Raw genomic sequence first — 19550 nt, 5'->3', positions numbered from 1 at the left:
GGGCACTTTTACAATTACCAAGCAAAAAAATTAAGCTGACAGCCTTGTTCCACGGGCCTTCGTTAGATAATCTTTTGGAGAACATTTAAAACGTCTGTTGAAAATTTTAGAGAAATAACTTCTACTTGAAAATCCAATGGTATATACAATCTCAGAGACATTCAAATCCGTTTCCTGAATTAATTTTTCGGCTAAATCTAAACGTTGATTTTTTATACAACTGGCGACCGTTGAGCCTGTAAACACTTTAAAGCCAGACTGCAGTTTGGCCGCAGACAGACCGTATTTTCTAACGAAATAATCGATGGAATATGGGTACTCTGGTTTTTTTCTTATTTCTTCAATAGCATCTTCCACACGTAACAACTCACGTTTTGTCAATGAGGATTCATGCAAGGTTTTTTTAGAGCTATCACTATTATAGTGTAATATTTCAAGCGCCAAAGTAAAGTGTACAATTCCTTCTATCAATAACTTACGTACGACCCCGGTTTGGGCAATTGATTTAATCTGCAGTAAGTGCTCCTTAATTTTTAGGTTGACCGTTCCCACATATTCATATTTCTTATTTTTAAGAAATTGGGAAAACAACTGGCTTTTTAATTTTTCGGTCTTTTCCACCGAAGCTTCGGAACCGTGTCCATCAGTGACTTGAATGACTGAAAAATGGACCTTTTTTCCCGGTTCAAGCACAATATCCACATCTTCTTCCTTTCCTCCAAGGATAACGGTCCTCAATGAATCTACTTCTATGGTGGATTTACTTGTTGGTAGTTTTAACGTAAAACTTCCCTCTAAACAATAAATGAAGAACAAACTACGATTAGAAGGATTTTTTAAATTCAATTTCACCTCCTCCTTGACCGATAAGTCAAATTGACTATATCCAATACCCGATTCCAATTCTACGGATTGGACACGTCCAGTTCCTTTATGGTTATCGAACATCAATATACGTTCCGTATCGTATATCGAAATACTTCCTCCTAGACTATTGTTAAGCTGATTTAATTTTGCGTGTGTTGCATTCATGGTCGATCGTTTTTAGAATTATTGAGTAAGTGAAACTAAATCACCCACATTTTCAATTCCAAAGATCTTAATAGGCCGTTCAAATTTGTTATAACATTTTTAGAATATGTTATAACTTCTCTTTTGACCTTACACTCAAAAAGATGTTGTTAAATTGACAATGATGGCAAAAAAACGGTGAATACGGCCCCTTGGCTGTTCTGACTTGTCGCGGTTATGAGGCCGTTGTGGGCCTCCACAATTTTTTTGCAGATGGCCAGCCCAAGACCGGTTCCGGAATATTCATTCTTACCGTGAAGCCTTTGAAAGATTTCAAAAATCCTTTCACTGTATTGATTCTCAAAACCAATTCCATTGTCAATAAATTCCAATTTATGATATGCTCCATCTGAAAGCTTGGAAATTCGATTTATGGCGTCCACCTTAATAATACTATGTTTTATGGAAACAATTGGAATGGTGTCCTGGGCCATATATTTTAGGGAATTGCCAATTAGATTGGAGAAGAGTTGTTCCATTTGAAATTGTACCCCGTTAATCTCTGGAAGTTTATCGGCTTTTACGGACGCATTTGTTTCTTTTATCCGTTCGCCTAAATCATCCAAAACCTCTGCCAGTATTTCGTTAAGATCGATTTTTGTTGGCCTATCTTCCAAATCATCTATTTTGGAATAGGACAGTAAGTTGGAGATCAGGTTACGCATTCTCTCCGTAGAAGATATTATCTTACCCAAATAATTCTTTGACCTTGGGCCCAATCTGTCCTTTTCTTCTTCATTCAATCTACTGATAAACATTTGAATCTTTCTAAGAGGCTCCTGCAAATCATGACTTGCAATTCTGTTAAAGGCTTCCAAGTCAGAATTTATTTTTCTTAGTTCGGCATTTTTGGATTGTAATATGACTTCATGTTCTATTTGTTTGGTAACGTCCTTAAATAGACCTACAACATACCAGTTATCCTCAGAAGGATAATACTCTCCGATCGTATTAACATATTTAATCTCATCTGTACTGGTAACAACCTTAAAGCTAATATCAATTCTTTCTTTGGTGACCTTGCTACTGGTTATCACATCACGTACCCAAGCAATGTCTTTTTCATGTACAAATTTCAATATAAAATCAAGGGTGGGATTCGCGTCTAACGGTTCCTCATAACCTAGCAGTTTGTAGACATTCTCGGACAGGTTCAAGGTGCCATTATTTAAGTCCCACCGAAAACTACCAGTACTTGCAACATGTTCCGCTTCCAATAGCAGATTATTCTGTATTTCGAGCTGCCGTTCGTACTGTTTTTCTTTACTGATATCCTTTAGAAATTGAACGACTCCATCCTCCAGTTTTACTACCCTTACGCTGAACCAGACCACCTGCTCATCAAATACGTATTTAGGAAAATAATTGATGGTTTCGCCGGTGATAAAACACTTTTTAGCGTTTTCAAAGGCTCCATTTTCAAAATTTTGAGGATCGTATTCCAGCCAGCGCATCCCGATCATGTCCTCTACTTTCAATTCCGTAATCTCCTCTATCCTGCTATTAACATATTTAATAACAAAATCTTCAATTAGACCTTCCTCACCGAACAATGGTTCTAAATAGGCAATAACATTGTTGCTACTGTCCAATAGTTTTTCATTGAACATCTTAGAAATCTCCAATTCAGAAATCCTATTTCTAAGCGCAATTCTATCGGGCATAGTCTATCTAGTTTTTTAAAAAATTGAAATATTTATAGGTGCTATTATAAAAAGACCAATTAAATGCTCAGGTCCAATGGCTATATTCTTAATAAAAAATTTTCCTTTTTAAAGTCTTCCATTTGATAGGCCCAATTCATTTTAATTACTTGGGTGAGGGATTTCTTGAGGTCCTCAAAACTAGACGGTTTCTTAATATAGATATTCGCACCGCTCAAAAATGTCCGTTCAATATCGTCGTCTGAGGAAGAGGTAGAATATATTGCAATGGGGAGATCCTTTAGCAATGGATTTTTCCTAATCTCCTCTAAACACTCGAAACCATTCATTATGGGCATATTAAGGTCCAAAAAAATCAGATTGGGCAAATTTTGAACCTGCTGCATCAAATAATCCAAGCAGCTCTTACCATTATCCAATTGATGCAATTGAGTATTTAGATTTACGCCCACCAAGGCATCGGCAAAAAATTCCCTATCGTCCTCATCGTCGTCTACCAACAAAATTTTCATTTTCGTCATATGATATTCATTAATTAAAGGTGTTTATCGAATTATTCCTAATTTTTAAATATTGTGTAATGGTCAAACCTGTAACTTTTTTGAATTGGGCGGATAAATGAGGAACACTGCTAAAATTTAAGCTATAAGCGATATCAGACAATGTTTTTTCTTCATCCATCAATAGCTCCTTCACTTTTTCGATTCTGATAAGAACATAAAAGTTCTCAATGGTAGTAAAGGTTTTGGAAGTAAAATGATTGGATAGGTAGGAATAGCTGTAACCCAATTCATCAGAAAGCATTTTAGAAATGGAAACATTTCCATCATATTCCCCATGTACATATCTCTTTATCAAAGACTTTATCTGCTCCAACAATGATATTGAATTGCCTCTTTGAATTTTTATTCCATAAGCGGCCAGGTGATCCGAGAGTTTCTTCAAATCCTTTTCCTCAATTTCGGTTGAAAGTACAACCAAATCCTCATGAATTCGCTCCACCTTTATTTCCAAGGAATCCATGGTCCTTTTTACCAGTTCCTTAACCACTTTATCCACTTCATATGTGAGCTCAAATTTCACCTTTCCAATTCAAATTTTATAAACCTCTAAAATATTTACAATTCAGGAATGCCAATAACGAAATACGGTTTTTCTTTAACGTTTTTTGGCCCAGAGCGTATTCGGAAAAATGTAATTTCCTGCTATATATACGCCTAGAAAAGTATCCCGGGACGACTAAATGTTGGGATTAACAAATCTTTAGGAATTATCCCTTTAAATAATATATGGGTATCTTCATAAAGTGATCCAACCAAAATCCTTATTGAATCGTTTCTAAATGGTCGTAATTTCCCCATTCATATCATGAAATTTTAAATTTTGAAATGACCAGGAATTTCCCCTTTTCAAAAAAGCATAGTCATTGTATGGAATACGATACATTGGTAAGACAGTAAAAGGCCGATCACTGTCTCACGAGAGACGAATAAAGTCCTATACGGATGATGACCTGCCCATTAAACCCATTAATTTCATACATTTAACAGGAAAGAGCTAACTTAAAGACCCATTATCCAAAACTGAAATGTATGGCAGAGAACAACGAACTGGACGACTATTTGGACAACCATTACATTCACCGAAGTAATTGGTTGCGGGCAGCGGTCTTGGGAGCCAATGACGGCATACTTTCCACCGCGAGTATCGCCATTGGTGTTGCGGCAGCCAGTGATATTAGGGAACCGGTCATTTTGGCCACTTTGGCCGGACTTGTCGCAGGGTCCTTGTCAATGGCAGCTGGTGAATATGTCTCCGTAAGTTCTCAAACAGATGTAGAAAAGGCCGATATAGAAAGGGAGCAGGAGGAACTAATCGAAACCCCGGAATTAGAGTTAAAACGCTTGGCCCAAATATACGAAGATCGGGGTTTAAAGAAAGAAACCGCATTGACCGTAGCCAAGGAACTAACTGCCCATGATGCTTTGGGTGCCCATGTACGGGACGAATTGGGAATCAATGAAATAAGTGCTGCAAATCCCCTACAAGCGGCCTTGGCATCTGGTGCCGCATTTACCATAGGCGGAGTTTTGCCCTTTTTGGTGACACTTTTTTTGCCCCTGAAAGGAATGGAATATTACTTATATGGATTTGCCATATTTTTTCTGGTCATTCTAGGAGCCATGGCTGCCAAGGCAGGGGGGTCTAGCATCCTAAAAGCGGTAGGCCGGATTACCTTTTGGGGTACCGTGGCCATGGGGCTTACGGCCTTGGTAGGTCACTTTTTTGGGGTAAACGTGGCCTAGGCACCATAAAAATGTAATTGAGTTAATTGCTGTCTATTAAAAAGCGTTTAACAAAACTATCTTTTAATAATTTCCTTGCTCTCGACAAAAGTGTTTCCACTTCATCTAAGGTAACCTCCCTAATATGTGCAATTTCAGCGGTAGTAAAACCTTGATCCGCATATAGTTGAAATACAGTCCTCATAGGCATGGACATTTTGTTCAAAACCATATGTACGTGTCTTTCCACACGTTCTTGCTCCAGACTTTCATCCAGTTTTTCAGCAAGCTCCTTTTCCTCTTCGGTTATGAAGACATGCTTTAAAATATAATCGTCCTTGGTTAGCGAACGATCGTCCAATTCTTCCAAAAGCACCAAATCCCCATCGCCATCCGTGCTATACTCCTCTTCCATGGAATCCCATTCCTGTTTGGAATAGGTATCGATGTTCTCGAAAAACATGTGATCGAATTCCTCTTCGGTCAAACGATCGTCCAACAGGTCATCCACTTTTTTAAAAAGAAAAGGGCGAAGGTCATATTCATTTTTCACTAATTCCCAATTGTCGTACACTTCAATAAACAATTGATCCGTAAAGTCATTGGGGCTGAACATTCCTTTATTCAATGTACCGGTACGTATAGCTGTCTTCAACCTTTTGGCAACATAGTTTTGAACCGGTGGCATCAAACGCAATAATTCCTTATTAAAAGCTTCACGGTTCTCTTGGTTTCTTAAATTAACCAGATTGTTATAGGTCTCTTGAACCACCCAAACTACGGTTCCCATATTTGCTGTATTCTCTTTTGTTCCATTCATGGCTAATTTGTTTTAAACATTGAATTATTGCATGTAATGTACCTTGAAACAAAGATCAAAAAAATGATTTATATCATTAAAAATCAAATATTTAAAGTATATACTTTATAGATGCCAATATATGTCGCATGATAAATGTCATACTTTGTAACAAGGAAACCCTTTACTTTTAAAAGTGTTAAATCAAGAGCTATGAAAAATATTCTTATTCCAACCGATTTTTCTGCCAATGCCGAGAATGCCATCGCGTTTGCATTGGATCTCTTTAAATGTGACCGCACCAATTTTTATTTGATGCATGCCTATGCCGATGAACTCTATCAGAAAAACCATAGTACGGAAGACGGCAATTTCAGTGCGGAGAAGAAAAAAATGGCTCAGGCTTCAGAAGAAAAACTTATTGAGATAATTTCAAGGGCTAAACGGGATAAGCACAACCCAAAGCATCGCTTTGAATCCATTTCTGTATTTGAATCCCTGGTAGACGGGGTCAACGATTTTGTCAACCTTAAGGATATTGACTTGGTACTAATGGGAACCAAAGGTCAGACAGCGAACAAGAACATCACTTTTGGAAGTCATACCGTTCAGGTCTTTAAATATGTAAAGTGCCCAGTCTTGGCCATTCCCAGTGATTATACATTTTCACAGCCCAAAAAGATATTGTTCCCATCAGATTATATGATTCCCTACAAACGAAGGGAACTTAAACTATTGGATACTTTGGCTGGCCGATTTAAGTCCGAAGTCCATTCGCTCTACATTTCGGATTTTGAGGATTTGAGCCATAGGCAAACGGATAATCAGTTGTTCCTCAAGGGATCGCTGCCCAAGGCCAAACTTAGCTTCATAAGAACGGAAGTTAAGAACAGGGGAATTGCCATTATGGATTACGCCCAAGAACATGGTATGGACATGTTGGTCATGGTAAATTCCAGGCACTCTTTTTTGGAGGATATGCTCTACCGTTCCACCGTTGACCAAATAGCCCTTAACCCAGTCATACCATTTTTAGTTTTACAAAACCTACCTCGTTAACTTTAACATTTGAGCCATGAAACCCTCATCGAGGGATTTGTTATGATAAGTTGAATGCCTCTACAAAAATAAATGTTTAAGAATTAAGCTATTGACCTAAATTTAAACGTATGAAAAAAATAATTCTACCTACAGATTTTTCTGAAAATGCCTGGAACGCCATCTTTACGGCCCTAAAGATCTATGCGGATGTCAAGTGTCATTTTTATATCGTGAACGCCTATGAACCAGGTGTTTTAAAACCTTTGGGCACTGAAGGTCACAAAAGATTGGATGTGATTTACGATTCCCTTTCACAGCATTCAGAAAAGGAATTGGCAGAAATACATACCTATCTCGATAAAAACCATACCAACCTACAACACAGTTTTGAGACGGTTTCCATGGAAAATACCTTTGAGGAAGCCATGGAAATATTGGCTTCTGAAAAGGATGCTGACCTTATCATCATGGGTACCCAGGGAGCTACAGGAGCCAAACAGGTGTTCTTGGGCAGCAATACGGTAAAAGTGCTCAAAAAGCTACCAAATATTCCCATTTTGGCCGTTCCGGATTCCTTCAATTTTCAAAAGTTGAAAACTGTCCTTTTCTCTACGGATTATATGAAGGGGTATGACAAATTTGAATTGGACAGTCTCTTGGAACTCGTGAACATTTGGAATGCGAAAATCGAAATTATACATGTAACGGAAGAGTTCACCCTGAACGAAACACAGAAAACCAACAAAAATATTTTGGAAGAACGGCTTTCTGGTTTGGAATTTACATTTACCGATCTTCCCTTCAACTCCAGTACGGCATACACTATAGCACAGTATACCAACAACAGGACTTCGGATATACTCGGTATTATCAGGCACCAACATACCTTTTGGGAAAAGATCATTGGGGAACCGGTAGTGAAGAAACTAGCATTTAACTCTGAAATCCCCTTGCTATTCCTCCCTGAAAAATAAGCTATTGGAGCACCGGGGCGATTGTTAGATATATTGCTTGATTACATTAAGGATATCGTTCTTTTGAAGTACTCCGGATTGCCGCCATACCTGCTTGCCATTTTTGAAGAGCATCATGGTGGGTACGCCCCTAACATTATATTTTGCGGCTAATTTTTGGTTTTTGTCCACATCTATCTTTACGATTTTTAGACGGTCTCCCATTGCATCCTTCACCTGCTTAAGAATGGGAGCCAACATTTTGCACGGCCCACACCAATCTGCATAAAAATCAACCAGGACGGGAATTTCAGAATCTACTATATTCTTAAACGAGCTCTTCATCTGTTTTTTCTAGTTTTTGTTTTGTAAAGACACCTATAACAACCATGAAGATCCTAGATCTGCATAGAAAGATCTAGGTCTGGATACTTAAATTTTAATCGTTTTAATATCCAAGTTACTAAATTCATAATAATGAAGACATGATAAATATCATGGATTTTGGGTATAAGAGTGTGTAACTTTTGTACATAAATTCAAGGCCATGACACGTATTCTTTTACCCACGGATTTTTCAGATAATTCATTTAAGGCGATTTCTTATGGATTGTCGCTCTTTAAGGAAGAACCCTGTACCTTTTATCTCTTGAACACCTATATGCCCCCGGTATACCATACAGAGTACCTTTTGGGAAGCCCGGGACAAATTGGTCTTGGGGATATGATACGGGAAGAATCCAAGAACAACCTGAATGAGTTAAAGGAAAAGCTGGAAGCGGAGTTCAAAAATCCGTTGCACACCTTCATTACGCACTCAGCATTTAACATGCTCACCGAGGAAGTAAGCCACATGACGGAGGCAGAGAAAATTGACTTGGTCATTATGGGTACGCAAGGTGCTACAGGGGCCGAGGAAATATTGTTTGGGACCAATACGGTACATACCATTAGGAAAAGTAAGTGTCCGGTCTTGGCAATTCCCCAAGGATATGATTATAAACCGCCAAAATCAATACTCTTCCCTACGGATTATGAGGTTTCCTATTCGGAAAAAAAGGTTTCCGCCCTCTTGCAAATTGCCAAGAAACAGGATGCCACAGTACATGTTATGCATGTTTTTACCCAATTGGAGCTGGATTCCGTTCAAATATCAAATCAGAATACACTAAAGGGAATTTTAGGCAAAAACGGTATATTTCATGAGGTGGAAAATGACGAGATCATAACCGCTATCAACAAATTTCAGGAGCATACAACAGTTGATATGTTGGTCATGATACAAAACAAGCATACGTTCATGGAACGACTGTTTATTGAACCTACTATCAAAAAAATTGGTTTTCATGTAAAGGTTCCTTTTATGGTCATTCCACAACCTTGACATTATGAAGACCCTTAAAATACTTGTGGCCACTGATTTTTCAGATGAGGCATATAATGCCCTTTTCTACGCTGCCAAGCTGTTGGCTAAGAAGCCTTGCATTTTTTATATCCTACATGTTTTCAAAAAACCGACAGGCATTCTACCAAAACCAAATCACTTGATCGATGAAAAAATCAACCTCTTGAAAAAAGAGTCCATGGAGAATTTGAAAAAGACTTTCCATAAAATCCACTTGGACGAAAAGAATGTATTACACGAATTTAAAACGCTATCCAAGCAAGGACTTCTAAGTGAGGCCATTCATGAAACAATAGGAGATTTTAATATAGATATGGTGTTCATGGGCAACAAGGGAACTACCGGGGCCAAGGAAATTTTTATGGGAAGTAATACGGTACAAACCATCAGGGATTTAAGAAAATGTCCTCTCATGGCCGTTCCGAAGGAAATAGAGTTCAAACTACCAAAAAAAATAGCCTTCATTACAGACTTTAAAAAGGGCTGCAATCTAAAAACCATAAAACCTCTTTTGCAATTGTTAAAAATCCTTGATGCATCGGTACATATTGTTCACATCATCGAAGAGGAGTTTTTGTCTCCCTTGCAAGCATCCAACAAAAAGTTATTGCACATTTCCTTTAAGGATTTCAACCCTAATTTCTCATCAATTATTGAGTTTACGGATAAAGCACAGGTTATTGACACTTTTGTAAAAAACAGGGAGGTAGATATTTTCTCCTTGGTACACACCAAAGAGAGTCTTTTTGAACGGCTGCTTAAAAAACCGGTACTTTTGGATTTAAGTATGTATTCAACAGTACCCTTTCTCATTCTACCGCATAGGGAATGACAATTATCATACTTTAAATACCTTCTTTACCCTAATTTATAAGAAATTAATATTACGGATATGAAATGCGCCATAACAAGTCTTGATACCCAATGAGATGGTTATTGGCGAATTGCATCTGTCCTATGACAAACAATAAAAGCAAACATATGAAAAATATAGGTATTTGGTTGGACAGCAAAAACGCTTTGATCGTTCGTTTCAATGAAAACGGAGACTCTTTTAACAAAATAGAATCCGGTATTGAATTTTTCAATAGAACCAGCACCTCTGGGTCAAGGGTCAAATGGGGTGGAACCCAAGATATAACACATGAACAGAAATATTTGGAAAAGGAAAAACAGCAATTTAAAACATACTTTAAGGAGGTGGCCCATGCGGTAGCGGACTGTGATGCACTGGCACTTTTTGGCCCTGCGGATATCAATGAAAAATTTAAAAAGGAACTAGAAGAAAACTATCCAACCATAGGTAGAAAAATAGTTGCCGTAGAAAAAGCGGATAGCATGACCGAAAATCAAATAAAGGCTCTCATTAGAGACTTCTTCAACAATAGATAAACCAATCGCCTATGGAACGTTTTCTTGCGCTTTTTGAGAATCCTACGGTCCTAAAGTTCCTAAAACTTGGATTGTGGATTTTGCTCATTATTATCATCATAGGTTTTTTAAGAAAAATTCTCAAAAAGCGCATAGAGGATACCTCTATTAGATATAAGGCTCAAAAAGGGGTGGAAATCATTGGGTATTTTCTAATTTTTCTTATGGTCTTCATGGCTATTACCGTGGGTGACATTAAGGACTACACCCTTATCATTGGATTATTTACGGCCGGAATCACTTTTACCCTTCAAGAACTTATTTTAAGCCTGGCAGGTTCGTTTTATATTTTTTTTGTGCGTGTTTATAAACCTGGTGATAGAATAGAGATCAATAATATCAAAGGTGATGTAATCGATATAGACAGCATCTACACTACCTTAATGGAAATAGGAGAATGGGTTAGTAGCGACAATTATTCCGGAAGAATAGTAAAAATTAGCAATGCATTTGTCTTTAAGGGGCCTATTAAGAATTATTCCATGGATTTTCCTTTCGTTTGGGATGAACTTAATGTTCTGATTACCTACGGCTCCAATATGGAACTTGCCAAATCCATTATATTGGAAAAGGCAAATGAATTTTTGTCGGATTACACGGAAAAATCCATGGTACAATGGCAAGAGATGGTAGAACGCTATTATATTGAAAATGCGACCATAAAACCTACGATAGCCGTCCAACTTACCGATAATTGGATAGCCCTGAACTTACGCTACATTACGGATTACAAACTAAGAAGGGATACCAAAAACAGATTGTTTTCAAGTATTGAAAAGGCCCTAAAAGAAACAGAAGGTAAGGTAACCTTGGCCTCCACCACCCTTCAGCTTTTAAAAATACCGGAGGTTGAGATTCAACTAAAAAAAGGATATGAAGGAATCTAACATTGAGGTACAAAAATCCTCTGGGGAAAGAGTACAATTCTCCATGGATAAACTTAGAAGCTCACTTAAACATAGTGGAGCGGACCATGAATTGGTAGAGGATATTGTGATGAAGGTGCGAGATGAGATATATCCGGGAATCACTACCAATGAAATCTACAATCGTGCCTATGCCCTTTTGAAAAAGAGGAAGTCGGTTTTTGCTTCCAAGTACAAACTCAAAAAAGCGATCTATGAGTTGGGACCTACGGGATTTCCTTTTGAACGGTTCGTGGCCGCCATTTTAAAATACTCGGGGTACCAGGTTGAAGTTGGCGTTTTTTTAGAAGGCCATTGTGTAACCCATGAAATAGATGTACTGGCCGAAAAAAATGAAAATACCACCATTATTGAATGTAAGTTCCATAACGATAAAGGTCTCAATTGCAATGTAAAAATCCCCCTCTACATCCATTCCAGATATAATGATATAAAGGAGCACTGGGTAAAAGGAAAGAGAGCAAAGAGTACACTGGAAAAAGGTTGGGTGGTTACCAATACCCGTTTTACACAAGATGCCATTAGATATGGGGTCTGTGCCAACCTCCACCTTCTAAGCTGGGACTATCCTAAAAACGAAGGTCTCAAGGACCGTATTGATCGCTTGGGACTATACCCCATAACGGTTTCCACGCTTTTAAGCAATCGAGAAAAACAATTCCTGCTCAGTAGGGATGTAGTACTTTGCAGGCAACTTAAAAAGGATAAATTCTTCCTTGATCATTTGGGTATATCCACAAACCGAAAAGCGAAAATATTGGATGAAATAGGCCAGCTTTGTAACCCATAAACCATGAAAAAAGTCAAAATTCACTTTCTTGGAGCCAGTGGTACCGTTACAGGTTCAAAATTTTATCTGGAAACCCCAGACGTAAATATTATGGTAGATTGCGGCATGTTCCAAGGATTGAAGGAACTCAGGGAGATCAATTGGAAACCTTTGCCCATAGACGCATCAAAAATAGATTTTGTGTTGTTGACCCATGGGCATTTGGACCATACCGGATACTTGCCAAGGTTGCTCAAAGAAGGATTTAAGGGAAAAATTCTTGGAACCGCCCCTACTTTGGACATCACACGGATTATTTTGATGGATAGCGGAAAAATCCAAGAAGAACAGGCCCAGTCAGCCAATGAAGAGGGCTACAGCAAGCATGCACCGGCACTACCCTTTTATACTGTTAAAGACGCAGAAAGAACCTTTACATATTTTCAATCCTGTAAAAAAGAGCAATGGATTTCCCTTTCCCAAAATGTAAGGGCCAGGTTTCAATACAACGGCCACATTATTGGTGCTACCTTTATTGAACTGGAAATAAGTGGAAAAGTATTTGTTTTTTCCGGGGATATAGGAAGAAGCAGAGATTTACTTTTATCCCCTCCAGAACGGCCCAAATGGGCAGATTACCTATTTCTGGAAAGCACTTATGGCAATAAATTGCACCCGGAAGAAGACGTTCCCGTAATTTTAAGCTCCTTGATAAAACAGACGATCCAGGAACGGGGAAATCTTATCATTCCCTCCTTTGCCGTGGAGCGCTTACAATCCCTCATGTACACCTTATGGTTATTGTTCAAGAAGAACAAAATTCCCAATATTCCCATTTTTGTGGATAGCCCTATGGGCAACAATGTACTTTCCGTTTTTGAAAGGTTTCCTACATGGCATAATGTATCCATTGCCGATTACCATGCCATGATGCACCATTTTAATATTATTTCTTCCTATGCCGATACTTGGAAAACCATTGATGACCAAAGACCAAAAATTATCATTGCCGGCAGTGGAATGGTCACCGGTGGGCGTGTCCTTACCTACTTGCAACAGATGCTTGATAGGACAACGACCCAAATTCTTTTGGTTGGCTTCCAAGCTGAAGGCACCCGGGGCAGACAACTTTTGGATGGAGCACATGAATTGAAAATATTCGGAAAATATTATCCGGTAAAGGCAAAGGTCCACCTTCTGGAAAGTCTTTCTGCCCATGCGGACCAAAACGAATTGTTGTATTGGACCGATGCCATTGAAAACGTTCCGGAAAAGGTATTCCTTATCCATGGGGAGCCCAGTGCTCTGGATGCCTTACGTGTAAAACTTAAAGACACAAAAAGCTGGAATTGCCAAATCCCTAAGCAATACGAAACCATAGAAATTATTTGTTGAAAGAATGCAAACCGCTTCATACCGGAGTATGACTTTTGTCATTTTTAATGCTGGGGTCAAGGCATATATTTGATTAACGCTTAAATGTACAAGTCATGAAAAAAATACTTTCACTTTTCACCGTTCTTCTAATGGGATGTTCTTCCACTAGTCTAATTGAAAACTGGAAAGATCCAGAGACCGTACTATTTAACGCGAACAAGGTCTTATTGGTTGGAATGACCCAAAACCAAGAGGCACGAAACGCCTTTGAGGGACAACTCCAAAATGAATTCGAAAAAAGGGATGTGGAAGCTTGGAAAAGCATGGATGTTTTTGATGTCTCATTTACAAATTCCAAAAAAAGCGAGGAAGAGTTGGATATGGTGGAGCAAAGTCTGCTGGACAAAGGTTTTGATGCCATCCTGTTTACCAAAATTACGGGCTCCGAAAACAGGGAGAACTTTTTGAAATCCATGTCGCGATGGGAAGATGGCCAAGTAAGGTTCAACGATGATTACTTGGAGCACCAAGGCATTTATTTTGAGGAAGCCTACTATGAAAACTTCAAAGTCTATTTTGCGGAGACCACGCTTTACTGCATTTGCGAGGGAAAAGAAAGGGCCATGATTTGGCGGGGCATTATAGAGATTATGGACCCCAGTAATGTGAACAAGGCCATAAAAGACTATGTCAATTTAGTCGTTACCGCATTGGAAGAGCAAGATTTAATCTTTATTAAAGATTTTTAAAGGACGTTTTGCGGTTTTCGTTATACACTTAAAACAAGGGACTAAATATTTTACCGATTCCTTCCTTGAGCTTTTTGGTCCATGGGCGCTCAACATATTCATCATACGTCAACAAGTGTCCTGAACCACTATCTTTTAAAAAATCGGATTTTAGCAATTCTGCAAACTCCTTTTCGTATACAATGGCGTTTACCTCATAATTCTGCTCAAAACTCCTATCGTCCAAATTGGCAGTTCCAATGGAAGATATGGCGTCATCACTTACAATGATCTTGCTGTGCAGGAATCCGTCCGGAAACAAGTAAATTTTTATGCCGGATTTTAAAAACGATTCAAAATAGGAATGTACGGACCAGCTCACCAATCTGTTATCCCCATTTTCTGAAACTAAAAGACGTACATCCACTCCGCTCAAGGCAGCCGTTTGTAGGGCTTTTAGGAGTGCCTGACTTGGAATTATGTATGGATTGGTGATATATACATATTTTTTTGCCGTATTGATAATTGAGAAATAGGTCTGCTCCAAAGCAGAAAAATCATCATCCGGCCCTCCAGAAACGATTTGCACCAAAGAATCCTCTTTTAGCTTGTAAACGCTATCTACGTGTTCCAGGGGTTCCAGCAACTCTTGGCAAACCAAATACCAATCCATCATAAAAACTTGGTTCAAATGTGAGGCTGCAGGACCATCTATCTTTAGGTGCATATCGTGCCACTTGCCCACTCCGGGTTCCCCTTTCAAATACTTATCGGAAATATTAATACCTCCGGTAAAGGCGGTATGACCATCCACAACAATAATTTTTCTATGATTTCTATAGTTCAGGGAAGAGAAAAATCGGCCAAATTTAAAAGGGAGAAAGGGATAGACCTCCACACCCAGGGCCACCAATTTTTTCAAGTATACCTTGCTCAATGAAAAGCTTCCAATACCATCGTAAATCATTCTTACTTTAACACCCTCCAAGACTTTTCTTTCAAAAAGAAGCAATAATGCATTGGCCAATTCCCCTTCTTCAAATATATAGTATTGGATATGTATTTCACGCTGTGCCTGCTCCAAAGCATTAAATATGACATCAAAAGTGGTCTTGCCGTCCTTCAATAATTGCAATTTATTGTTCCCGATAGGCGGAAAGTGCGAATTATTATAGAACAGGGTCATCAACCTTTTATATTTGCCCTCAAAGGCCCCCACCTGATTCTGGTCTGGTTTGGGCAGTCTTTTAAATAAGTTCCTTTTTAACTGGACCAGTTTATTCTTTCTTCTATTTCTTCCCAGCAAAAGGTAAAGGATTATTCCCCCAACGGGAATGGCAAAAATGGCCAGAAGCCAAGCCAAACTTTTGGAAGGCCTGGCACCATACAGAAGAATGGCAATTACAATGGACAACGTAATCAATATATAAATACCGAATAAAATGGATGTCCACATTGCATTATGAATTTTGAAGTCTAAGACACGATATCTGGAAATTTAAAGCACAATTTGTCAGATACCGATGACTTTGGTCACCTAATTTAAGACAAAAAAGCTAGTAAGGCAGGTGAACTAGCATATGGGAGACTAATCCAAAAAACAAAAAAGCCCCTGAATTGTGACTCAGGGGCTCATTGTATTTGAAAAATGGTTTACCAAGTTTCAATTTCCTTTTTGATTTCTTCCTTTTTCTTTCCTGTTTTTTCTTGAAGTCTGCCCAACATTTCGTCAAACTTACCCTCCGCGAAAGTGGTATCATCATCCGTTACGTTACCGTATTTCTGTTTGAACTCACCTTTCACTTGATTCCATTTTCCTTCTAATTGTTCCTTGTTCATAATATTTATTTTAATAATTCAACTAACCTCATTGTACTTAGAAAAGAAGGCACGGAATGACTTGATTAAGGTATTTATTGATTCATTTCATGAGGGACGTACCCATTTAAGAACCGTAAGGTCAAGAGGAAAAAACCACCCCCTAAAACCTTAATAAAATCCCAAAATTTGAGATTTGATTAACACTATAATATGTTATAATTCAGCTATTTACCTATCGCATCAAAAATAGCGTTAATAGCGGCAGCCCACAATGTTTCTCAACCGTACTTTAGAAAGGAAAATAAAACGGGCGAAAAGAATTATCACATTCTGCTAAACCCATTTGTATAATTAAAAAACACCTATTATGAAATTTAAAACAATATTAGCTACTGTATTATTGGTAGTATCTGCAAACCTATTTGCACAAAACGATAAGGATAAGGAAGTGATGGCCGATGCTGAAAAGGCCAAAATGGAGTTAAAGGAAATGGAGGGAATGGACCGATTCTTTAACAACGCTTCCGGCTATGTAATTTTCCCCAATGTAGGCAAAGGCGGATTGATCGTTGGAGGGGCGTCAGGAAATGGTGTCCTATATGAAAATGGAATGCCAAAAGGCATGGCCAGTTTAAAAAAAGTAGATATAGGACTTCAGGCAGGCGGACAGGCACTTACTGAAATCATTTTCTTTGAAACGGAGGAATCCTTGAACGATTTTAAGGATGGAAACTACGAACTATCCGCAAATGCTACCGCCATAGCCCTGGATAAAGGAATTGCTGCTAACGCCAATTACAAAGATGGCGTTGTGGTATTTACCAAGCCCAAAAAAGGTTTGATGGCAGACCTTTCAATTGGTGGTCAAAAGTTCGAATACGATGAGATGGATAGGAAATAAAAATATCCATTGTCACTAAAAGAGAAAAGCCGGGAATTGTTCCGGCTTTTATATTTCATACTGATAAGGACCAAACGTTTAGAAGTAGTTTAGGACATAGCCAAAAATCCAATAGAGAATCAGGAAGACAAAAATAGTCCCTATACACCCACATTTTCCACCACCAATTTTTCTTGCCCCGTACCAGGCCCCAATAATTTGAATTAGTTTTTTCATATTTTAAAATTAAATAATTGTTGTTGACAAAACGAAGATTTGTTTTTTGTAAAGGTTATGAATAATTTTTCAAATTTCGGTTAAACTCCGGGTTAACCAGAATACAGTTTATTTTCAATTTCCAGTAAGTTATTGACCTGTGCCCATAACGTTAGTTTGGATGATCCAGGTGATTTTACAATTTCCGAACCATGAAAAATTTGATGAAATAGCATTTTCTTGTGCCGTACTTGATCTGAAATGTTATCAAAATTATTGTAAACCGTTGAAAATTGGGAAAACAAGCGAACGTTGTTTTCCTCCAGATTTAATAATGAAATATCCCTATGTCTTTTGTCCCTACCTATCTTTTCAAACAAGCTACGTACAGGTTCCTCGTCTCCTTCCAACAAATGTATAAAGCATTGTCTATGGTACACAAGACATCCAGTAATGTCATTCTTTGCATTGTAGCGACCAGACTTCCTCATGATTCCCAAAATATCTTCATGGGGCAGGCCAACGGCCGCTTTGGAACGATAAATAATTGAAAACATAGAAAATGATTCTTTTCCATTAAATGTAAGAGTAACAAAAACGACCTATTAGCCCAAAAAGGAAATATTTTAATAATATGAGCCGCACAACCCGTACGGTTATAGACAATTATAAAACTGCAGCCCAATCTTTTTAAAAACAAAAAATTTGTTAAAAGAGTTAATTTTTTTAACAGTATGGAGGTACATTTACACACCAACCATTTTGGGCATGCAAAAAGAAAAAATGAACTATAAAATAACATCAAAGGAAAATAGAAATTCTCCGTTGATATTGACCATTAAGTTTTCTATAGTGGTAGCGGCGATCGGTATCGTATTCTGTATAATCCTGCTAGCGAAAAACACTTTTTAAAACCTTTATTTCCTTTTAGGAAACACCTTATCAGCAGATATTATTGTGTCATTACCGGAAGGTCCAATACCCTGTCCGGACCATAGTATTTTAAGGCTATGGCAAAAACGATGACGGACAAAATCATACCCACCATGAATACAGTATACGTCCATCTTAACAGACGGTACTTTCTTTCCAGGACAATACCAAGGTAATAGAGGTCTTTGGTCAACGAGGAGTAAATATAATCCTGGTCCTTTATGACTTCCTTTATGGCCCATTGGTACTTTTCCAATTTCATCTTATGAAAATTGCCAAAGAACAGCAGATTCACTTTTTTGGTCCTCACATCTTCGTCAGTAAATTCACCACTGGTTACATTGGGCTTAGTTGCCAAAATGGACATGATCATGGAAATGATACTGAAAAATATGAAGATGAATGTAGGGTATATTAAATAGTCATTTCTGGGATTGTCCAGTTTGGGAATCAGATTGGCCAATGCCAATGAAATTATTATGGCATTGACAGATAAAAGAATATTGGCCTTAGTATCTGCAATGTCACTGAGCTTGATGTGGTTTCTAAGGGTAACACGGTATAGGGTCTGTACACCCCTATCAGGTATCTGCCCCTTGAACTTGGCTTTAAGACTCTCTTTTTTGATTAGTTTTTTGCTCTTTTTCTTAGCCTTTACTAGACGCCTGATATTTTTGTCCTTTTCGCTTTGCCAATATTCCTTGGCAAAATCAGTGTAGAATCTATGTTTCACCCTCAAGAGATGAATGTTTTCGTCACGCCAGTCTTCCACGGAACTATTCCGTAAGCCCAGACGTTTGAGTTCCTCTCGAAGTAATTCTGAAGTCTGAATGAAGCTTTTCTTGGCAAAATGGGACGAGTCCGCATCCCTCATTATTTCCTCCAAGTGGTTTTTAGGCTCATAATTCATTTTTGTAGCCAAAATAAGTACGCAAACCTCATCAATAAATGCCTCATCACAAGATTCAGAGGTCAGGAAATCCCTTGCCATTTGGCAACTATGGCTTTCATGGTCCTCATTAGACTTTAGATAGCCTACGTCATGGAACCAAGCGGCTACCATTAGCTTTTCCCGATCCTTGCCATGCAATTCTTCCCCTTCCATAAGTTCTTTGGCGCTTTTAACTACGCGCTCCGTATGTCTGAGGTTATGATATAGATATTTCCCATCAATCCCACTTCCCAATTTATCGGTTACGAAAGCCTCTGTCTTTGCAATAATAGAATCCATTTAAAAAATAATTTTTAGGT

22 protein-coding genes are annotated in these 19550 nt (G+C 38.3%); 11 read left to right on the top strand and 11 right to left on the bottom strand.

What is annotated here, in order from left to right; translation table 11 throughout:
* Nucleotides 1-30 precede the first annotated feature (30 nt).
* The 4 genes from DZC72_RS08975 to DZC72_RS08960 all read right to left on the bottom strand — a co-directional run bounded on the left by DZC72_RS08975 (nt 31) and on the right by DZC72_RS08960 (nt 3818).
* A complete protein-coding gene (locus DZC72_RS08975; protein ID WP_125222486.1) occupies nt 31-1032 on the bottom strand; it encodes a helix-turn-helix domain-containing protein in 1002 nt (333 codons plus the stop codon).
* A gap of 149 nt (nt 1033-1181) precedes the next feature.
* Nucleotides 1182-2735, bottom strand: coding sequence for a sensor histidine kinase (locus DZC72_RS08970; RefSeq protein ID WP_125222485.1), 1554 nt, complete (start codon nt 2733-2735; stop codon nt 1182-1184).
* 80 nt (nt 2736-2815) lie between these two features.
* Complete coding sequence (locus DZC72_RS08965; RefSeq protein ID WP_125222484.1) at nt 2816-3256, bottom strand: response regulator; 441 nt, start codon at nt 3254-3256, stop codon at nt 2816-2818.
* A 10-nt stretch (nt 3257-3266) separates the two neighbouring features.
* Nucleotides 3267-3818, bottom strand: coding sequence for a helix-turn-helix domain-containing protein (locus DZC72_RS08960; RefSeq protein WP_125222483.1), 552 nt, complete (start codon nt 3816-3818; stop codon nt 3267-3269).
* A gap of 509 nt (nt 3819-4327) precedes the next feature.
* On the opposite strand from DZC72_RS08960, the gene DZC72_RS08955 reads away from it, so the two are divergent.
* On the top strand, nt 4328-5041 hold the full coding sequence (locus tag DZC72_RS08955) for a VIT1/CCC1 transporter family protein (protein WP_125222482.1): 714 nt from the start codon (nt 4328-4330) through the stop codon (nt 5039-5041).
* Between the two features lie 22 nt (nt 5042-5063).
* Here the strand turns inward: DZC72_RS08955 and DZC72_RS08950 are convergent, their stop codons facing one another.
* Nucleotides 5064-5840 (bottom strand): RNA polymerase sigma factor, encoded by a 777-nt coding sequence (locus tag DZC72_RS08950; protein ID WP_125222481.1) that lies wholly within the window; start codon nt 5838-5840, stop codon nt 5064-5066.
* A gap of 192 nt (nt 5841-6032) precedes the next feature.
* Between DZC72_RS08950 and DZC72_RS08945 the strand changes: the two genes are divergently transcribed.
* Both DZC72_RS08945 and DZC72_RS08940 read left to right on the top strand, forming a co-directional pair.
* Nucleotides 6033-6878 carry a universal stress protein gene (locus DZC72_RS08945; RefSeq protein WP_125222480.1) on the top strand — a complete coding sequence of 282 codons (846 nt, stop codon included), beginning with the start codon at nt 6033-6035 and terminating at the stop codon, nt 6876-6878.
* Nucleotides 6879-6988: 110 nt separating this feature from the next.
* Nucleotides 6989-7834 (top strand): universal stress protein, encoded by an 846-nt coding sequence (locus tag DZC72_RS08940; protein ID WP_125222479.1) that lies wholly within the window; start codon nt 6989-6991, stop codon nt 7832-7834.
* 24 nt (nt 7835-7858) lie between these two features.
* Here the strand turns inward: DZC72_RS08940 and trxA are convergent, their stop codons facing one another.
* Nucleotides 7859-8158 carry a thioredoxin gene (gene trxA, locus DZC72_RS08935; protein WP_125222478.1) on the bottom strand — a complete coding sequence of 100 codons (300 nt, stop codon included), beginning with the start codon at nt 8156-8158 and terminating at the stop codon, nt 7859-7861.
* Nucleotides 8159-8360: 202 nt separating this feature from the next.
* Here trxA and DZC72_RS08930 point away from each other — a divergent pair, with 202 nt between their 5' ends.
* The 7 genes from DZC72_RS08930 to DZC72_RS08900 all read left to right on the top strand — a co-directional run bounded on the left by DZC72_RS08930 (nt 8361) and on the right by DZC72_RS08900 (nt 14470).
* The gene (locus DZC72_RS08930; RefSeq protein ID WP_125222477.1) at nt 8361-9197 is read left to right on the top strand and encodes a universal stress protein; all 837 of its coding nucleotides are present in this window, start codon (nt 8361-8363) and stop codon (nt 9195-9197) included.
* A gap of 4 nt (nt 9198-9201) precedes the next feature.
* Nucleotides 9202-10050 (top strand): universal stress protein, encoded by an 849-nt coding sequence (locus DZC72_RS08925; RefSeq protein ID WP_125222476.1) that lies wholly within the window; start codon nt 9202-9204, stop codon nt 10048-10050.
* Between the two features lie 149 nt (nt 10051-10199).
* Nucleotides 10200-10610 (top strand): hypothetical protein, encoded by a 411-nt coding sequence (locus tag DZC72_RS08920; RefSeq protein ID WP_125222475.1) that lies wholly within the window; start codon nt 10200-10202, stop codon nt 10608-10610.
* A gap of 11 nt (nt 10611-10621) precedes the next feature.
* Nucleotides 10622-11536: a mechanosensitive ion channel family protein gene (locus DZC72_RS08915; protein WP_125222474.1), complete on the top strand. Its 915-nt coding sequence runs from the start codon at nt 10622-10624 to the stop codon at nt 11534-11536.
* Nucleotides 11523-12365, top strand: a complete 843-nt coding sequence (locus tag DZC72_RS08910) for an ATP cone domain-containing protein (protein ID WP_125222473.1) — start codon at nt 11523-11525, stop codon at nt 12363-12365. Before DZC72_RS08915 ends, DZC72_RS08910 begins: the two co-directional genes overlap by 14 nt.
* Before the next feature lie 3 nt (nt 12366-12368).
* Nucleotides 12369-13739 (top strand): MBL fold metallo-hydrolase RNA specificity domain-containing protein, encoded by a 1371-nt coding sequence (locus DZC72_RS08905; protein ID WP_125222472.1) that lies wholly within the window; start codon nt 12369-12371, stop codon nt 13737-13739.
* Nucleotides 13740-13834: 95 nt separating this feature from the next.
* Nucleotides 13835-14470 (top strand): hypothetical protein, encoded by a 636-nt coding sequence (locus DZC72_RS08900; protein ID WP_125222471.1) that lies wholly within the window; start codon nt 13835-13837, stop codon nt 14468-14470.
* A gap of 28 nt (nt 14471-14498) precedes the next feature.
* On the opposite strand, the gene cls is transcribed toward DZC72_RS08900, so the two are convergent.
* Nucleotides 14499-15905: a cardiolipin synthase gene (cls, locus tag DZC72_RS08895; RefSeq protein WP_125222470.1), complete on the bottom strand. Its 1407-nt coding sequence runs from the start codon at nt 15903-15905 to the stop codon at nt 14499-14501.
* A gap of 197 nt (nt 15906-16102) precedes the next feature.
* Entirely contained in the window at nt 16103-16288 is a 186-nt protein-coding gene (locus tag DZC72_RS08890) for a CsbD family protein (protein ID WP_125222469.1), read from the bottom strand.
* A gap of 349 nt (nt 16289-16637) precedes the next feature.
* Here DZC72_RS08890 and DZC72_RS08885 point away from each other — a divergent pair, with 349 nt between their 5' ends.
* Nucleotides 16638-17171 (top strand): lipid-binding SYLF domain-containing protein, encoded by a 534-nt coding sequence (locus tag DZC72_RS08885; protein ID WP_125222468.1) that lies wholly within the window; start codon nt 16638-16640, stop codon nt 17169-17171.
* Nucleotides 17172-17249: 78 nt separating this feature from the next.
* Here DZC72_RS08885 and DZC72_RS17760 read toward each other — a convergent pair whose 3' ends face one another.
* From DZC72_RS17760 to DZC72_RS08875, 3 genes are all read right to left on the bottom strand, one after another.
* Nucleotides 17250-17387: a hypothetical protein gene (locus DZC72_RS17760; protein WP_162850207.1), complete on the bottom strand. Its 138-nt coding sequence runs from the start codon at nt 17385-17387 to the stop codon at nt 17250-17252.
* Nucleotides 17388-17479: 92 nt separating this feature from the next.
* Complete coding sequence (locus DZC72_RS08880; RefSeq protein ID WP_125222467.1) at nt 17480-17923, bottom strand: BLUF domain-containing protein; 444 nt, start codon at nt 17921-17923, stop codon at nt 17480-17482.
* 395 nt (nt 17924-18318) lie between these two features.
* On the bottom strand, nt 18319-19530 hold the full coding sequence (locus DZC72_RS08875; RefSeq protein ID WP_125222466.1) for a Pycsar system effector family protein: 1212 nt from the start codon (nt 19528-19530) through the stop codon (nt 18319-18321).
* Nucleotides 19531-19550 lie beyond the last annotated feature (20 nt).

This window comes from Maribacter algicola (assembly GCF_003933245.1).
GTDB lineage: Bacteria > Bacteroidota > Bacteroidia > Flavobacteriales > Flavobacteriaceae > Maribacter > Maribacter algicola.
The sequence above is the reverse complement of the archived record's forward strand: the minus strand, read 5'-3'. Positions and strand labels throughout refer to the sequence as shown.

Excerpts from the sequence above, each read along its gene's own strand:
- DZC72_RS08975 (WP_125222486.1), bottom strand. The coding sequence starts at position 1,032 with ATGAATGCAACACACGCAAAATTAAATCAGCTTAACAATAGTCTAGGA.
- DZC72_RS08970 (WP_125222485.1), bottom strand. The coding sequence starts at position 2,735 with ATGCCCGATAGAATTGCGCTTAGAAATAGGATTTCTGAATTGGAGATT.
- DZC72_RS08965 (WP_125222484.1), bottom strand. The coding sequence starts at position 3,256 with ATGACGAAAATGAAAATTTTGTTGGTAGACGACGATGAGGACGATAGG.
- DZC72_RS08955 (WP_125222482.1), top strand. The coding sequence starts at position 4,328 with ATGGCAGAGAACAACGAACTGGACGACTATTTGGACAACCATTACATT.
- DZC72_RS08950 (WP_125222481.1), bottom strand. The coding sequence starts at position 5,840 with ATGAATGGAACAAAAGAGAATACAGCAAATATGGGAACCGTAGTTTGG.
- DZC72_RS08945 (WP_125222480.1), top strand. The coding sequence starts at position 6,033 with ATGAAAAATATTCTTATTCCAACCGATTTTTCTGCCAATGCCGAGAAT.
- DZC72_RS08940 (WP_125222479.1), top strand. The coding sequence starts at position 6,989 with ATGAAAAAAATAATTCTACCTACAGATTTTTCTGAAAATGCCTGGAAC.
- trxA (WP_125222478.1), bottom strand. The coding sequence starts at position 8,158 with ATGAAGAGCTCGTTTAAGAATATAGTAGATTCTGAAATTCCCGTCCTG.
- DZC72_RS08930 (WP_125222477.1), top strand. The coding sequence starts at position 8,361 with ATGACACGTATTCTTTTACCCACGGATTTTTCAGATAATTCATTTAAG.
- DZC72_RS08925 (WP_125222476.1), top strand. The coding sequence starts at position 9,202 with ATGAAGACCCTTAAAATACTTGTGGCCACTGATTTTTCAGATGAGGCA.
- DZC72_RS08920 (WP_125222475.1), top strand. The coding sequence starts at position 10,200 with ATGAAAAATATAGGTATTTGGTTGGACAGCAAAAACGCTTTGATCGTT.
- DZC72_RS08915 (WP_125222474.1), top strand. The coding sequence starts at position 10,622 with ATGGAACGTTTTCTTGCGCTTTTTGAGAATCCTACGGTCCTAAAGTTC.
- DZC72_RS08910 (WP_125222473.1), top strand. The coding sequence starts at position 11,523 with ATGAAGGAATCTAACATTGAGGTACAAAAATCCTCTGGGGAAAGAGTA.
- DZC72_RS08905 (WP_125222472.1), top strand. The coding sequence starts at position 12,369 with ATGAAAAAAGTCAAAATTCACTTTCTTGGAGCCAGTGGTACCGTTACA.
- DZC72_RS08900 (WP_125222471.1), top strand. The coding sequence starts at position 13,835 with ATGAAAAAAATACTTTCACTTTTCACCGTTCTTCTAATGGGATGTTCT.
- cls (WP_125222470.1), bottom strand. The coding sequence starts at position 15,905 with ATGTGGACATCCATTTTATTCGGTATTTATATATTGATTACGTTGTCC.
- DZC72_RS08890 (WP_125222469.1), bottom strand. The coding sequence starts at position 16,288 with ATGAACAAGGAACAATTAGAAGGAAAATGGAATCAAGTGAAAGGTGAG.
- DZC72_RS08885 (WP_125222468.1), top strand. The coding sequence starts at position 16,638 with ATGAAATTTAAAACAATATTAGCTACTGTATTATTGGTAGTATCTGCA.
- DZC72_RS17760 (WP_162850207.1), bottom strand. The coding sequence starts at position 17,387 with ATGAAAAAACTAATTCAAATTATTGGGGCCTGGTACGGGGCAAGAAAA.
- DZC72_RS08880 (WP_125222467.1), bottom strand. The coding sequence starts at position 17,923 with ATGTTTTCAATTATTTATCGTTCCAAAGCGGCCGTTGGCCTGCCCCAT.
- DZC72_RS08875 (WP_125222466.1), bottom strand. The coding sequence starts at position 19,530 with ATGGATTCTATTATTGCAAAGACAGAGGCTTTCGTAACCGATAAATTG.